Raw genomic sequence first — 17284 nt, forward strand, 5'->3', positions numbered from 1 at the left:
CTATGGAACAGGAAATTATAGAAAATAAAAAGTGATAATATGAGAACATTAAAATTGATTTTGTCGAGCTGGCAATCCGTGGGGCTTGTCGTATTTATTATGTTGTTTTTTAATATGGAGGTGAGTGGCAAGGGTAAAATAACAAAAAATGCTCCTGTCTTTACGCAATTTATTTATCAGGGGGAGGATGCTATTTATCAAAACAATCCTTTAAAGCCGGGTGAGTTCTATAATCCTATTTTGCAGGGTTGCTATCCCGATCCGAGTATAACGCGGAAAGGTAATGATTATTATTTAGTGTGCTCATCTTTTGCTATGTTTCCCGGGGTGCCTATTTTCCATTCTAATGATCTGGTCAACTGGAAGCAAATCGGTCATGTGCTGGACAGAACGTCACAATTAAAGGTTGAAGATTGTGGTATTAGTGCTGGTGTATATGCTCCTGCTATAAGATATAATCCCAATAATGATACGTTTTATATGATAACCACTCAATTTTCCGGCGGCTTTGGAAATATGGTGGTAAAGACAAAGAATCCGGAGAATGGCTGGAGTGATCCGATCAAACTTCAATTTGAAGGCATTGATCCTTCTCTTTTCTTTGATGATAATGGCAAGGCATACGTGGTACATAATGATGCTCCTGCTAAAGCAAACGAGCGTTACTCGGGACACCGTGTCATAAAAATATGGGATTATGATGTGGAAAATGATAAAGTGGTTCCGGGAACGGACCGGATCATAGTAAACGGTGGCGTCAATATAGAAGAAAAGCCGATATGGATTGAAGCTCCTCATATCTATAAGAAAGATGGACGTTATTACTTAATGTGTGCGGAAGGAGGAACCGGAGGCTGGCATAGCGAAGTCATTTTTGTAAGTGATCATCCGAAAGGACCTTATCTTCCGGCAAATAATAATCCTATTTTGACTCAACGTTATTTTCCTGCAAATCGGGCGAATAAAGTAGACTGGGCTGGTCATGCAGACTTAGTGGAGGGACCCGACGGAAAATATTATGGTGTATTTTTAGGAATACGCCCCAATGAGAAGAACAGAGTGAATACCGGACGCGAAACTTTTATTCTTCCGGTGGACTGGAGCGGAACATTTCCCGTTTTCGAGAATGGGCTTATCCCTATGAAACCTACATTGAAGATGCCTTCGGGAGTAGAGAACCAAACAGGAAAAAACGGTTATTTGCCTAGTGGCAACTTTGTCTTTAAGGATGATTTCTCCGATAAGACATTAGACTTTAGATGGATTGGTCTTAGAGGTCCTCGTGAAGAATTCGTTGATATGACCGATAAAGGATTGCGGATCGTCCCTTTTACCTCAAATATCAATGAAGTGAAACCTACTTCTACCTTGTTCTACCGTCAGCAGCATAATCAATTTACAGCGGCAGCAACCATGGAGTACAAACCGAAAAATGAGAAAGATTTTGCCGGTATAACATGTTATCAGAATGAAAGATATCACTATGTTTTCGGTATCACTAAAAAGGGAAAAGACTATTACCTGATGCTGCAAAGAACCGAAAAAGGACAAGCGAGTGTCCTGGGTGAGATGAAAATAGAAACAGAGAAACCTGTGACACTGCAAGTAACAGCCAATGGAGATGATTATCGTTTTAATTATTCGATTGATGGAAAGGTATTTATGAATTTAGGAGGAACCGTTTCCGGCGATATTCTTTCTACTAATGAGGCTGGTGGCTTTACAGGAGCAATGATTGGACTGTATGCAACATCTGTTGGTAATTAATTAGAAACCTTATTATTCTATAATTATGAAAATACATCATCTATTTTGGGGTATATGTTTATGCTTCAGTACAAATGTTTTATTCGCACAAAATTATCAGAAAACATCGTCGGGTATCAAGACCACAGTGAATGCAGTGGATATAGAAGTACAATTTTTTGCGCCTGCTGTGGCGAGGATAATAAAGTCTCCGGAAGGTGTTGCCTATGAAAAAGAGAGTCTTTCTGTAATTGCAAAACCTGAAAAGGTAAGTTTCAAAGCTGATATAAAAGATAATAAGATTGTATTGAATACCAGTGAACTAAGTGTCAGTGTGGACACCGGGACGGGAATTGTTTCTTATTTCTCAAAGGATGGCAAAGTATTATTGGCAGAGAAATCCGGTATGCAGTTTATCGATTTCGATGATGCCGGGACAAAAACTTATCAGGTTTATCAACCTTTTATATTAGATAAGGAAGAAGCCATTTATGGTTTGGGACAATTGCAAAATGGAAAGATGATTCAGCGGAACATGACTAAAAATCTGCTACAGGGTAACGTTGAAGATGTGTCACCTTTCTTCCAGTCCACCAAAGGATATGGTGTGTTTTGGGATAACTATTCGCCGACTCTTTTTACGGATAACGAAGTTGAAACATCTTTCCGTTCTGAAGTAGGTGACTGTGTGGATTATTACTTCATGTATGGGAAAAATGCCGACGGTGTTATAGCACAGGTACGCAACCTGACCGGGCAAGCGCCGATGTTTCCTTTATGGACTTATGGTTACTGGCAAAGTAAGGAAAGATATAAGAGTCAGGAGGAAGTGGTAGACGTTGTTCGTAAATATCGTGAATTGGGTATTCCTTTGGATGGCATTATTCAGGATTGGCAATATTGGGGGCATAACTATTTGTGGAATGCGATGGATTTTCAGAATCCGACTTTCAATAATCCTCAAAAGATGATTGAGGATGTCCATGCGATGAACGCACACATGGCTATATCTATCTGGTCGTCATTCGGACCGATGACTAAACCTTATAGAGAATTGGACAAAAAAGGGATGTTGTTTAACTTCACTACCTGGCCGCAATCGGGATTGGAGTCATGGCCCCCCAATATGGAATATCCTTCCGGTGTAAGAGTGTATGATGCTTACAATCCCGAAGCGCGTGATATTTATTGGAAATATCTGAATGATGGAATTTTCAAGTTGGGAATGGATGCCTGGTGGATGGACTCTACCGAACCCGACCATTTGGACTGGAAGCCGGAGGATATGGATACCAAAACCTATCTGGGTTCGTTCCGTAAGGTGCGCAATGCTTATCCGTTGATGACTGTCGGAGGGGTTTACGACCATCAGCGTGCAGTGACTTCGGACAAACGCGTGTTTATTTTAACCCGTTCCGGATTCTTGGGGCAGCAACGTTATGGTGCAAATGTATGGAGTGGTGATGTCGCTTCCACATGGGAGAGTTTTAGAAATCAGATTCCTGCCGGATTAAACTTTTCTTTGTGTGGTATGCCTCACTGGAATAGTGATATTGGTGGCTTTTTTGCAGGACATTATAATAAAAGCTGGAATGATGATAGTGCTTCAAAAAATCCATTGTATCAGGAGCTTTATGTGCGTTGGTTGCAGTTTGGAACGTTCAATCCGATGATGCGTTCGCACGGGACGGATGTTTATAGGGAAATCTATAAGTTCGGAAAGAAAGGCGAGCCTGTATATGATGCTATCGAGAAGATGATAGGTTTACGTTACTCTCTGTTGCCTTATATTTATTCTACTTCTTGGGAGGTAAGCAATCGTCAATCGAGTTTTATGCGCGCTTTGATGATGGATTTTGTAGATGACAGAAAGGTGTGGGATATCAATGACGAATATATGTTTGGAAAATCGATCCTTGTGGCTCCGATTACTCATGCACAATATACACCGGAAGCTGTGGTAAAAGTCTCCGAAGAAGAAGGATGGAACAGAGATGGAGCGAAAAAAACAAAAACTGATGTTGCTGTGGATTTCATGGAAACGAAATCTACTAACATATACTTACCGGCAGGAACGCTATGGTATGACTTCTGGACAAACGAGAAACATGAAGGCGGAAAGGAAATTACCAAAGAGACTACACTGGATGTTATTCCATTGTATGTAAAAGCGGGTAGTATCATTCCTGTCGGTCCACAAGTTCAGTATGCCACTGAAAAACCGTGGGATCATCTTGAATTGAAGGTGTATGCGGGTGCGAATGGATACTTCATTTTATATGAAGATGAATTTGATAATTATAATTACGAAAAAGGAGCATATACGGAAATTCCAATCTCTTGGAATAATGCATCTCGTAAATTGACGATAGGGGCAAGAAAAGGTGCGTATGAGGGAATGTTGAAGAACCGTAAGTTTACTGTAACCCTTCAGGATGGAACTCAAAAAAGCGTCGATTATAATGGGAAGGCAGTTTCTGTAAAGTTTTGATTGTAAATAGAATGTGTGATTATGTCAGTAGAAAAGAATCTGAAAAGTAGAAATATGATGAAGTTTTTTATAGTAATGGCTATGCTATTGGGTAGTAGCGTTGCAAGTGCAGAAAATAAACAGATAACAAGTCCTGATGGAAAGCTGGTAGTAACAGTCTCAGATATGGATGGAAGACCTTCTTATTCTGTTAGTTATGACAATGTTCTCTTTTTGAAGCCATCTCCATTGGGGATGATTGCAAATATAGGAGATTTTTCATCGGGGATGTCGCTGGAAAAGAATGTTTCAACCAATAAAATAGATGAAACATACGAGTTGGCTTCTATTAAAAAGAGCAAGGTTCGTTATGTGGCCAATGAAGCTGTATTTTCGTTTACACAACAAGGGAAAACAATTTATGATGTTATATTCCGCATAAGTAATAACGATGTTGCTTTTAAATATAAGATGTATCCGCAAGGTGAGACACTAAGTTGCGTGGTTAAGCAAGAAGTCACAGGATTTGCGTTTCCTGACGGAACCACCACTTTTCTTTGTCCGCAAAGTAAACCGATGGGGGGATTTGCCCGTACTTCTCCAAGTTATGAGACGTCTTATACGACAGATGATGTCGCAGGCAAAAATGGCTGGGGAGAAGGATACACATTTCCCTGTCTGTTCCGTAATGGAGATAACGGTTGGGTGCTTGTTTCCGAAACGGGAGTAAATGGTGGATATTGTGCGAGCCGTCTGTTGGGACACAAAGAAGGGGTGTATACCATTGGATTTCCGCAAGAAGGTGAAGCAAATGGGAATGGTACGGTTTCTCCAGGGATAGCATTACCGGGCGAGACGCCTTGGCGTACTATTACTGTGGGCAAGACTTTGGCTCCAATAGTGGAGACAACGGTTCCTTTTGATGTTGTAAAACCGCTTTATCCGGCAAAAGGAGAGTATACGTATGGACGGGGTTCATGGAGCTGGATTATCGGTATGGATGGAAGTACTAATTATAAAGAGCAACTCCGGTATATTGATTTTTCGGCAGCAATGGGGTATCAATCTGTGTTGGTGGATGCCCTGTGGGATAAACAAATAGGACGTGATAAAATTGAAGAATTGGCTAAATATGGGAAGGACAAAGGGGTAGCTCTTTATTTGTGGTATAATTCGAATGGGTATTGGAATGATGCTCCGCAAACTCCGAGAGGTATAATGGATAATGCGATAGCCAGACGTAAGGAGATGAAATGGATGCAAAGCATTGGTATTCGTGGAATAAAAGTTGACTTTTTCGGAGGTGACAAGCAAATGACTATGCAGTTGTATGAGGATATCTTGTCGGATGCAAACGAGTACGGTCTTTTAGTTATTTTCCATGGATGTACTTTGCCTCGTGGCTGGGAACGTATGTATCCTAACTTCGCATCGAGTGAGGCTGTATTGGCTAGTGAAAATCTTCATTTCTCTCAAGGCAGTTGTGATAATGAGGCCTTTAATGCTACCTTGCACCCGTTTATTCGTAATACTGTGGGTAGCATGGATTTTGGAGGTAGTGCATTGAACAAATATTATAATGCGGATAATGCTCCACGGGGAAGCCGGCGGGTGACATCAGATGTCTACGCACTGGCTACGGCGGTGCTATTTCAGAGTCCGGTACAGCATTTCGCTTTGGCACCGAATAACCTGACCGATGCTCCGTCGTGGGCAATTGATTTTATGAAAGAGGTTCCAACGACTTGGGACGAAGTACGTTTCATTGACGGTTATCCTGGTAAATACGTTATTCTTGCCCGTCGTCATGGTGACAAATGGTATATTGCCGGAGTAAATGCGCAGAAGGAAACACTGAAACTTAAAGTTAATTTGCCGATGTTCTCCAATGGAGAAAAGGTGAGACTATTTAGTGATGATAAGGCATTGCAGGGTGGTGTGAAACAAATAGAAATAGGGAAGAAACAAGAATTACAATTGGCTATTCCTTGCAATGGTGGAGTATTAATAACCAAATAACCATTTTAAATAAAAGAATATGAGAAACTTTAAATTTTTAGGCGTGTCGTTTTTGTTGGCAATCACTGCCGCTACTTCAGGAACTGCACAAAATCCTATTATACAAACAAAATATACTGCCGATCCGGCTCCGATGGTATATAACGATACCGTTTTCCTTTATACAACCCATGATGAGGATGATGCCGAAGGATTCAAAATGTTGGACTGGTTGCTTTATACCTCCACTGATATGGTGAATTGGACCGATCACGGAGCGGTCGCTTCTCTGAAGAGTTTTGATTGGGTGAAACGTGATAATGGTGCCTGGGCAGAACAGGTCATCGAACGTAATGGCAAGTTTTACATGTATTGCCCGATTCACGGTAATGGTATTGGCGTATTGGTATCCGACTCTCCTTACGGTCCTTTTAAAGACCCTTTGAATAAACCATTAGTTTGGCAAAAAGAGCATTGGGATGATATTGACCCTACCGTATTTATTGATGATGACGGACAAGCGTATATGTATTGGGGCAATCCGAATGTTTATTATGTGAAACTGAATGAAGATATGATTTCATATTCGGGGGAAATAGCCAAATTGGCTGATAAACCGGAACATTATCAGGAAGGTCCGTGGGTATATAAACGTAACGGTCATTATTATATGGCTTTTGCTTCTACTTGTTGTCCGGAAGGGATTGGCTATGCTATGAGCGACAAAGCTACCGGACCATGGAGTACAAAAGGATATATTATGCGTCCAACGGAAAGAACCAGAGGAAATCATCCCGGAATTATTGATTATAAAGGCAGTTCTTATGTGTTCGGCCTAAATTATGATTTGCTTCATCTGGAGACTTTCGACCATAAAGAACGTCGTTCGGTATCTGTTGCAAAAATGCATTATAATCCGGATGGAACCATTAAGGAAGTTCCTTATTGGCAGGAGACGAAACTGGAACAGATTGAAAACTTTAATCCTTACCGTAGAGTGGAAGCCGAAACGATGGCTTGGGGATATGGTCTGAAAGCTGAAAATCATAAGAATGGTGGTTTGTATATAACCGATATTGATGATAATGAATATCTGTGTGTGCGTGGTGTCGACTTTGGCAAGAAGGGAGCAAAGAAATTCAGTGTAAGCGCAGCTTGTGTTGAAAAAGGCGGAATGATAGAAATTCGTCTGGACAGCACGGAAGGTCCGGTAATAGGCTGTGTCAGTATATCACCAACAGGAGGACTGGATATATATAAACAGATGTCATGCCGGATAAAGAATGCAAAGGGTGTACATGATCTTTATTTCTGCTTTAAAGGAGAGAAAGGAAACAAACTTTTCAATCTGGATTATTGGGAATTTGAATAGCTTTTATTCAAAAAAATGAGATTGTAATGTGCTTATAATCAGTGTAATTATTTGGGTATGCTACAAGGGGAAAGATAGATGTAACATTGAAAATGAAGATGTTATTTAGGAAAAGAAGCCCGTAACATAATTATGTTTGTAGTTTTATAAGCTGGCATATCTTTGCAGAAAAAGATCAGTAATTCATATTTGATTATAAAGAAAATAAGAGGTATTATGAAGAATACACAGGTAATACAATTAATGTCAATCGTCCGGCTCTCCATATTTATGTTGGGGATAACAATGATGTCATGTAACTCAAAGAAAGAACAACAATTACCGGCTATTGGAAAATCTGTGGCTCTCTTTGATTATTTTTCTTATAAAGGAAATATGGTAACAACCAATGTCGGAGCCGGAAATTTCTTTGTTAAGACGCAAGACCCGTTTGGTGAATGGTCGGAACCCGTCATGTTGCCGGAGGTCGGAGGTATTGATCCTTCTTTCTTTTTTGATGAAGATGGTAAGGCATATATTGTTAATAATGATGAGGCTCCGGATAATAAACCTGAATATAGCGGCCACCGTACTATACGCATACAAGAGTTTGATGTGAAAACAGATAAGACGATCGGTCCTCGTAAGATTCTTGTAAACAAAGGAGCTCAACCGGCAGACAAACCAATTTGGATAGAAGGTCCTCATTTATATAAAATAAATGGAAAGTATTTCTTGATGTCCGCCGAAGGTGGAACGGGTAACTGGCATTCGGAAGTGATTTTCCGTGGTGATTCTCCGATGGGTAAATTTCTTCCATGGAAAAACAATCCGATTCTGACGCAAAGACATTTGAATTCTGACCGTCCTAATTCGGTAACCTGTGCTGGTCATGCAGACTTGATTCAAACAAAAGAGGGAGATTGGTGGGCTGTTTTTCTGGCTTGTCGCCCTATTAATAATCAGTTTGAGAATTTGGGACGTGAAACATTTATGATGCCGGTGAAATGGAGTGAAGACGGATTCCCGTACATGACACAAGGAGATGATTTAGTACCTATGATTGTAAAACGTGAAGGTGCGAAACGCGATACGACAGTTACTTATGGTAATTTCGAGTTAATAGCGAACTTTGATTCTCCTGTACTTGATATGCCATGGATGACTTTAAGAGCTTCTGCTTCCGATTTATATTCATTGACGGAAACGCCCGGATACCTGACCTTGAAGTGTGCAGATATTAGCGCTACGGAAAAGAAAACTCCGGCATTTGTCTGTCGTCGGTTACAACATCATAAATTTGAATGTGCTACCCGTATGTTGTTCAATCCTTCTAACGATAAGGAAACAGCCGGAATGTTATTGTTTAAAGATGAGGCGCATCAATATTTCTTCTGCTTGAATAAAGTGGGTGAGAATAAAAATATTTCTCTGAAACAAATCGGTGAAAAGGAACAGACATTGGCTTCAGATGAAATAGACGCAGATACAAATGAGGTATATTTGAAATTAGTATCTCAAGGAATTGGTTACGATTTCTATTATTCTATTGATGGTGAAAAAAGCTGGAAACTGCTTTGTAAAGATGTAGATCCCAGTTATCTCTCTACTACAACGGCTGGTGGATTTACCGGTACTACAATTGGATTATACGCTACTTGCAAATAATTATTTTTTTTATATAAATCTAATACTAGCAACTATGGGTGGTATTTATAATGATAGCTAATGCAATTAAAAAAAGAATGATGATTAGAAAACAATGTAGTTAATTAACATCTTAAACTAATGGTAATGAAAAATGTAACGAAGAAAATTCAAAAAATTCCTTACCTGTTTCTCCTTATGTTGTTTAGTTTTGTAACAGCATCAGCACAGAAAGGGATAACGGTGAGGGGAACGGTTCTTGACAGTAATGGTGAGACAATCATTGGAGCCTCGGTAACTTTAAAAGGTAATAATTCAGTAGGTACGATCTCAGATATAGATGGCAATTTTGTATTGACTGTGCCCAGTGAGAAGTCTATCCTTATTGTTTCGTATGTAGGAATGAAACCACAGGAAGTAAAAGTGGCTTCCAAAGGTTTGATAAAAGTGACGTTGGAAGATGATACCAAACAACTGGAAGAAGTAGTAGTTGTAGGTTACGGACAACAGAAGAAAGCGTCAGTGGTAGGTGCTATTGCACAAACCACTGGTGAGACATTACAGCGTGCAGGTGGTGTGTCGAATGTGGGTGCGGCATTGACGGGTAATTTGCCGGGTGTGGTGACTTCTGCCTCTACTGGTATGCCGGGTGACGAAGACCCGAAAATTGTAATTCGTAGCGTTAGCTCGTGGAATAATAGCGAACCGCTTATCCTTGTGGACGGTATCGAACGTCCGATGAGCAGTGTGGACATGAGTTCTGTACAGTCTATATCTGTATTGAAGGATGCGTCGGCAACTGCTGTTTATGGTGTGAAGGGTGCCAATGGTGTCATTCTTGTAACCACTAAGCGCGGTAACGAAGGTCGGGCCAAGATTGACGTAAGTATGAACATGACGGCTAAAGTGGTTTCTGCTCTGCCGGGAAGAATGGAGTCGGCGGATGCGTTGTATGTGCGTAATCAGGCTGCCGAATATGAGTTAGGCTTGAATCCTGCTTCTTGGAATAAAATATTGCCGATGGAGACGATTGACAAATATCGCCATCCTGCTAATTTGGAAGAGGCCGAACGTTATCCGAACGTTGACTGGCAGAAAGAGCTTTTCAAAGATTATGCCATGTCATACAATCCGAGCATCAACCTGTCGGGTGGTACACGCCACGTCAAATATTTCGCTGCGGTAGACTTTCTGCATGAAGGTGACTTGTTCCGCGAATGGGACAATAACCGTGGTTATCAGGCAGGTTACGGATTCAACCGTATTAATGCACGTAGTAATTTGGACTTCAAGATTACCAAAACTACCGTATTGAAAGCCAATATTTTCGGTTCTTACGGTGTGAAGAAATCACCGTGGGGAGTTGCCGACGATTCATTTGGTGCCTCGCAGTTGTGGCAGGCTGCCTACAGTTCTCCGTCAGACGCTTTCTTGCCCCGTTATTCCGACGGTACGTGGGGATACTACAAGCCCAATTCGCAAGGTGCGCCGAACTCTGTGTTGAATCTCGCCAATGCAGGCTATGAAATGCTTACTACTACCCGCGTCAATACTGACTTTGTATTGGAACAGGATTTGAGTTTCCTCGTAAAAGGATTACGTGCAAGTGCCATGATTTCGTGGGACAACGTGTTTGTGGAAGCCGGTCGTGGTGTCAATGACTTGAATCACGGGACGCAGACCAAATGGATAGATCCGGAAACAGGCGAGGTGCATTATAGCAACGCGCAAACCGACTCTAAAACCGGACTCGATTTTCAGGAAGGTATCTTGTGGTCTACAGCAGGTGGTGCTGTGCGGGACTGGTCTACTCAACGCAATCTTTTTTATCAAGGACAATTGTCATGGAGCGGCAAGTTCGGTGACCACGATGTCAGCGCCATGGGAGTGTTCAACCGTACCGAACGAAGCACTGGTAGCGAATTCCCTCACTATCGTGAAGACTGGGCGTTCCGCGCCACTTATAGTTATGGCAACCGTTATTTCTTGGAATACAACGGTGCATACAACGGTTCCGAGAAGTTTAGTCCCGACTATCGTTTCGAGTTGTTTAACTCAGGTGCGTTGGGCTGGATGATAAGCGAAGAAAGATTCTTCAAGCCTCTCCGTAAGTGGGTAGATATGTTGAAAGTACGTTATTCTATCGGTGAGGTAGGTGACGATAATCTTGGTATTCGTTTTCTATATGCTACACAGTGGGCTTACGGAGGTAAGTCTTTCCACGGTTTGAACAATCGAACCGAGTCTCCTTACACTTGGTACAAGGAAGCTACGGTAGGTAATCCCGATGTACATTGGGAAACAGCTTTGAAGCAGAATATCGGTGTTGATTACGCTTTCTTCGATGGTTTGCTTGCCGGTAGTTTGGAATTTTTCTATGACAAGCGTTCGGACATTCTTGTAGCCGGCGACAAACGTGCCACTCCCGGTTATTTAGGAATTTCCGCCCCGGCTGCCAACTTAGGACGCGTGCGTACGAAAGGATACGAATTGGAACTTCGTGTAAATAAAACATTGAACAACGGTCTTCGTCTGTGGGGTAACTTCAATATGACTCATGCTGAAAACAAGATTCTCAAATACGATGACCCTGTGTTGCGTCCCGCATACCAGAAGTCGGAAGGATTTGCCATCGGACAAGACCACGCTCATCTTACGGCAGGATTTGCCAACACGTGGGACGAAGTATTCGCCATGCCTACACACAATACGATGAACGATCAGAAATTGCCCGGACAGTATATCACTATGGACTATAATGGTGATGGCGTGATAGATGCCAACGACAGCGCTCCTTACGGCTATACGGGTACTCCCGAAAATACGTACAACGCTACTATCGGATTCGATTACAAGGGATTCAGCTGCTTTGTACAGTTCTATGGAGTGACCAACGTCAACCGTTATGTGGGTTTTACTTCCTTGCACAATAACGTGAATACTGTATTCGACGAAGGAGTATTCTGGTCGAAAGATCGTTTTGATGCAGATGCTCCCATGCCTCGTATCAATTCTACTCCGAGTTATTATGAAGGTACTCGCTTCCATTACGACGGTTCGTTTATTCGTCTGAAGAATGCTGAAGTGGCTTACACTTTTACACAACCTTGGGTAAAGAAAATTGGATTGAACAGATTTAAAATATTCCTGAACGGAAACAACCTTTGGGTATGGTCGCGTATGCCGGATGACCGCGAATCGAACTTTGCAGGTACGGGATTGGCTTCGCAAGGTGCTTATCCTACTGTACGTCGTTTCAATCTGGGTATTAAATTTGACCTTTAAAACATCATCGAATTATGAAAAAATACATTATAAAATATGCTGTAATGGCTTGTTTGAGTCTCGGATTGACGGGTACGACTGCTTCGTGTACCGACTATCTGGACAAGGCACCCGAATCGGATGTCACTCCGGAAAATGCCTTTAAGGACTTCCACAATTTTCAGGGATTTGTAGAAGAGCTTTATGCTTGTATTCCCGACATGGCCAAACAATACTGGTCAAACTCTTGGAACTGGGGTGAAGACGAAGTGATTGGTGTAGACTGCAATTATCACATGGGCTATAAAGTGGACCAAGGCGACTTTTGGGGGTGGCAGGCTGAACACGACGGCTGGGGGGCCGGATTTATGGATTGCAAAACTCTGAATCTGGACTTTACTACTCCGAACGACGGATTCAGATGGAACCGCGACTTGTGGCCCGCTTCTTGGTACGGAATCCGTAAATGTAATACGGGATTAGCAAATCTGGACCTGCTTACCGATGCAACGCAGGAACAGAAGAACGCCATTGCCGGACAGCTTTATTTCTTCCGCGGGTGGTTTCATTTCATGCTGATACAATATTTCGGCGGATTGCCTTATATAGATAAGGTGTTGCCTCCCAACGAAACATTCAACGAGCCGCGACTCAGCTATCACGAATGTGCCGACAAGGCTGCCGATGATTTCCGGATGGCTGCCGATCTGCTGCCTATTGATTGGGACAAGACATCTATCAGCCCGAGCACGAAAGGATACAACCAACTGCGCATCAACAAAATCATGGCACTGGGCTATTTAGGTAAAAACTACTTGTGGGCAGGAAGTCCGTTGATGAACAAGGTGTCCACAGGAAGTGAATCCTACAATCAGGAATATTGCCGGAAGGCTGCCGAAGCGTTCGGGGAGTTGCTTACGCTGGTAGAGAACCGACAGACGCAATATAGCTTGGTGGACTTTGAGGACTATTCCGACCTCTTCTACACATACGGAAAGAATGCCCAAATGCCGGGTTCTACAGAAGCATTGTTCAGAGGATTGGTGGCAGATGGCTGGCAAAACTCAACTTTTGGTTTAGCTCTTCAGTTTGTGCCTGCCAGCTATAAGAAAGATAACAATCCGCAACTCTCGCCCACAGCCAACTATGTACACTATTACGGTATGGCAAATGGATTGCCGCTCGACGACCAGGAATCCAAGTGGGACAAGACTCATCCTTGGAAAGGACGCGACCCACGTTTCTATCATGATATTCGCTTCGACGGTTCGCCTATGGTATCTGATGCAAAAAAAGATTCGGAGGAGGTCGGTGACTTAGCCGTTGCATCCCTCTACACAGGCGGAAACGCCCGTGACGACCAGTTCGGAAGCCGTACCGGATTCCTGCTTGGCAAGTTTATTCCGGTGACAGCCAATAAATGGGATGATGGCTGGGGATGGAGTCCGCAGATGCATATCTATTGCAGCTATATGCGTCTGGCAGACATTTATCTGATGTATGCTGAAGCTGCGGCAAATGCTACCGGCTCGTCTACAGGAAAGTCAACCAACTGTACACTTACGGCACTGGCCGCAGTCAACACCATCCGCAAACGTGCGAGAGTAGAAGGTGTCAATGCCAAATATACCGGTTCAATCGATCTGTTCAACAGTGAGATTCGCCGCGAACGTGCGGTAGAACTTGCATACGAAGGACACCGTTTCACTGACTTGCGTCGCTGGTTGCTTATCGACAAGAAACCTTATACCGAAAAGACTGCTGTCGATTTCCAACGGGTAGGCGACCTTGCCGAGAACCCTCAGGAAACAGCTGTAAGCGGCTATACATATCGGGTAATCGTGACGCGTAATTTCACGGAGAAGCATTACTGGTTGCCTCTGAAATTGTCTGACGTGACCTTGTATCCGGAGTTCTATCAGAATCCGGGATGGTAAACAAGTGACTTATTAAACGAAATAGAATATCATGAAACAAATTCATAAAAATATAATTCTTAGCGCCGGACTATTGTTTGCTTCTGCCGGGCTGATGGCTCAGACGGATGTGGAGAAGACTGATACATTGGCTCAGAAAGTGAATGTGGCTTTCCGCACAGTGGACCGGGCGGATTTGATGGGTGGTGTCTCGTCCGTCAATGTAGAGGAACTGACTAATAAAAGTTATTCGCTGTACAGTCTCGACAATATGCAATCTTTAGTGGGAGGTTACAACGGACAATTATGGAACATGGGCGAAGCGTTGGTATTGGTAGACGGAGTCCCTCGTGAGGCAAACAACATTCGTCCTACCGAAATAGCCCAAATCACATTCCTCAAAGCAGCGCAAGCCGTGGTGCTTTACGGCAGCCGTGGTGCGAAGGGAGTCATTCTTATCACCACGAAGCGCGGATGCGATAAAGACTTGCGGGTGAGTGCGCGTGCCAATGCCGGTATCAATGTGCCTAAAAGCTATCCTAAATATCTGGCTTCTGCCGAATACATGACGTTGTATAACGAGGCGTTGCGTAACGACGGGTTGGATCCCGCTTTCTCGGATGAGCAGATTTACAACTATGCAAGCGGAAGTAACCCTTACCGTTATCCGAACATCAACTTCTTTTCCGATGACTATATTCGGAAGACAAGTCAGGACTATAACGGAGTGGCCGAGTTTTCGGGCGGCGGACGCTACGCCAACTTCTATACGAACATCGGTTACGAGAGTTCCAACGACTTGCTCAACTTCGGTGAAAGTAAGAACAACCGCAATTCGCGCCTGAATATCCGCGGTAATGTGGATTTGCGTATGAACGATTGGATCAGCGGTTGGGTAAATGCAAATGCTATCTTCTACGATTCCCGTCACGATAAGGCAGACTACTGGGCTAACTCGGCTACGTTACGTCCGACTGCTCCCGGTTCGGCGCCTCTTGTACCTTTCATTCCCATTGAGTTTGTCGATAAAAACGATGCTGCTTCGTGGACGTTGATCAATAATAGCAATTACCTTATTGACGGCAAATATCTATTGGGAGGTACGCAGTTGAACATGACTAATCCTTTTGCTGCCATGTATGCGTCCGGTTATCAGAAAGCTACTTCACGTCGTTTCCAGTTTGATGCGGGAATCAACCTCGATTTGTATAAAGTACTGAAAGGATTGTCATTCCGTACACAGTTCTCCGTAGACTACGGAACTTCTTACATCACTTCTATCGACGACGACTATGCAGTGTATGAAGCCTCTTGGAACAATGCTTTCGGAGGCGACCGTATTACTTCATTGACTAAGTACAATATGGACAAGCATACCGGTACGCAAAACGTATCGGGCAGTACGGCGTATCAGACCATTTATTTCTCTGCACAGTTCGGCTATCAGAACACTTTTGCCGACAATCATCATGTGAATGCATTGTTGTTGGCTCAAGGCAGCCAGCAGACCTATTCGGGTACCTACCATCGCACTAGCAATTCCAACTTGGGTTTGCAACTCGATTATAACTATGCCGGTAAGTATTACGCCGATTTCAGCATGGCAGCGGTTCATTCCGCCAAATTGCCCGAAGGCAACCGGATAGGGCTTTCGCCTTCGTTTACGTTGGGATGGCGTCTTTCCGAAGAGGGTTTCCTCAAAGATGCCGATTGGCTCGATAACCTGAAACTGATGGCAGGCTATAGTGTGCTCAATCAGGATTTGGATATCAGTGATTACTACATGTATGCTACCAAGTTTACACAGGCAGGTACGTGGTGGGGATGGAGCGAGGTAAACAACTCGATGCAGACCACCGACTTCCTGCAAGGTGGAAACCCCGACCTCGGCTACATCAAGCGTAAGGAATTTACGGTAGGATTGGACGCTTCTCTTTGGAAGGGATTGGTGAGACTCAATGCCAATTACTTCGTAACCAATACCGAAGGATTGCTGGCGCAGCCCCAAAATTATCCGTCTTATTTCCAGACTTATTATCCGAAGTCCGATATGCGTCCTTATATTAACATGAACAACCAACGTCGTACGGGTGTGGACTTGAGTGTAAATGTGGGCAAAAAGCACGGTGACTTTGAATGGAATGTGGGGCTTGTGGGTATGTACTACACCTCCAAGAACACCAAATGGGACGAGAATGTGAAATATGACTGGCTGAAAGCCGAAGGTGAGGCGATTGATGCTTTGCGCGGATATCAATGCATCGGATTCTTCAAAGACGCTGCCGATGTGGAAAGCTCGGCAAAGGTGAATGCTAATACCAAACCCGGTGATTTGAAGTATGTAGACCAAAACAACGACGGTGTCATCAATGAGCAAGACCAGGTGGTATTGGGCAAGTGGGGTGCTTCCTGGGTGATGGGTCTCAACCTGACTGCCAAGTACAAAGGCTTCACATTGTTTGTGGCAGGCACCGGATCGTTTGGTGGCAAAGGACTGAAGAATAATAGTTATATGCACGTGTATGGCGATCGCAAATATTCTGAAGTGGTTCGCGGACGCTGGACGGAAGAGACGGCAGATATCGCCACATACCCGCGTCTCACAACACAAGGTGGCGACCTGAACTTTGTGGCTTCCGACTTCTGGTTGTACGACACTTCACGTTTCGATTTGAACCGTGTTCAATTGTCTTACGACTTCCCGGCTGCTATGCTGAAAGGCAAACTTGTGAAAGGTTTACAAATCTATGCCAACGGAACAAGCCTGTTGACCTTGGCGAAGGAGCGTAAATATATGGAGATGAATGTAGGGACTTCTCCCCAATGCCGTTCGTACGCACTGGGTGTAAAGGTAGACTTTTGATGGGTCTCTCGTTGTAGAATATAAAAATA

General features: G+C 43.3%; 8 protein-coding genes. All 8 read left to right on the plus strand.

Annotation, left to right across the window (positions count from 1 at the left end; translation table 11 throughout):
* The first annotated feature begins 39 nt into the window (after positions 1–39).
* The 8 genes from BXY_RS13995 to BXY_RS14030 all read left to right on the plus strand — a co-directional run bounded on the left by BXY_RS13995 (position 40) and on the right by BXY_RS14030 (position 17255).
* The gene (locus BXY_RS13995) at positions 40–1767 is read left to right on the plus strand and encodes a glycoside hydrolase family 43 protein (RefSeq protein WP_149968520.1); all 1728 of its coding nucleotides are present in this window, start codon (positions 40–42) and stop codon (positions 1765–1767) included.
* A gap of 25 nt (positions 1768–1792) precedes the next feature.
* Positions 1793–4237 (plus strand): glycoside hydrolase family 31 protein, encoded by a 2445-nt coding sequence (locus BXY_RS14000; protein WP_015532243.1) that lies wholly within the window; start codon positions 1793–1795, stop codon positions 4235–4237.
* 21 nt (positions 4238–4258) lie between these two features.
* Positions 4259–6235, plus strand: a complete 1977-nt coding sequence (locus BXY_RS14005; protein ID WP_015532244.1) for a glycoside hydrolase family 97 protein — start codon at positions 4259–4261, stop codon at positions 6233–6235.
* Between the two features lie 19 nt (positions 6236–6254).
* The gene (locus BXY_RS14010) at positions 6255–7586 is read left to right on the plus strand and encodes a glycoside hydrolase family 43 protein (protein WP_015532245.1); all 1332 of its coding nucleotides are present in this window, start codon (positions 6255–6257) and stop codon (positions 7584–7586) included.
* Positions 7587–7802: 216 nt separating this feature from the next.
* Positions 7803–9233, plus strand: coding sequence for a glycoside hydrolase family 43 protein (locus BXY_RS14015; RefSeq protein WP_208946819.1), 1431 nt, complete (start codon positions 7803–7805; stop codon positions 9231–9233).
* Between the two features lie 120 nt (positions 9234–9353).
* Positions 9354–12497: a SusC/RagA family TonB-linked outer membrane protein gene (locus tag BXY_RS14020; protein WP_015532247.1), complete on the plus strand. Its 3144-nt coding sequence runs from the start codon at positions 9354–9356 to the stop codon at positions 12495–12497.
* 14 nt (positions 12498–12511) lie between these two features.
* Positions 12512–14413, plus strand: coding sequence for a RagB/SusD family nutrient uptake outer membrane protein (locus BXY_RS14025; RefSeq protein ID WP_004309631.1), 1902 nt, complete (start codon positions 12512–12514; stop codon positions 14411–14413).
* Positions 14414–14444: 31 nt separating this feature from the next.
* Entirely contained in the window at positions 14445–17255 is a 2811-nt protein-coding gene (locus BXY_RS14030) for a SusC/RagA family TonB-linked outer membrane protein (protein ID WP_004309632.1), read from the plus strand.
* Positions 17256–17284 lie beyond the last annotated feature (29 nt).

This window comes from Bacteroides xylanisolvens XB1A (assembly GCF_000210075.1).
GTDB classification, from domain to species: Bacteria; Bacteroidota; Bacteroidia; order Bacteroidales; family Bacteroidaceae; genus Bacteroides; species Bacteroides xylanisolvens.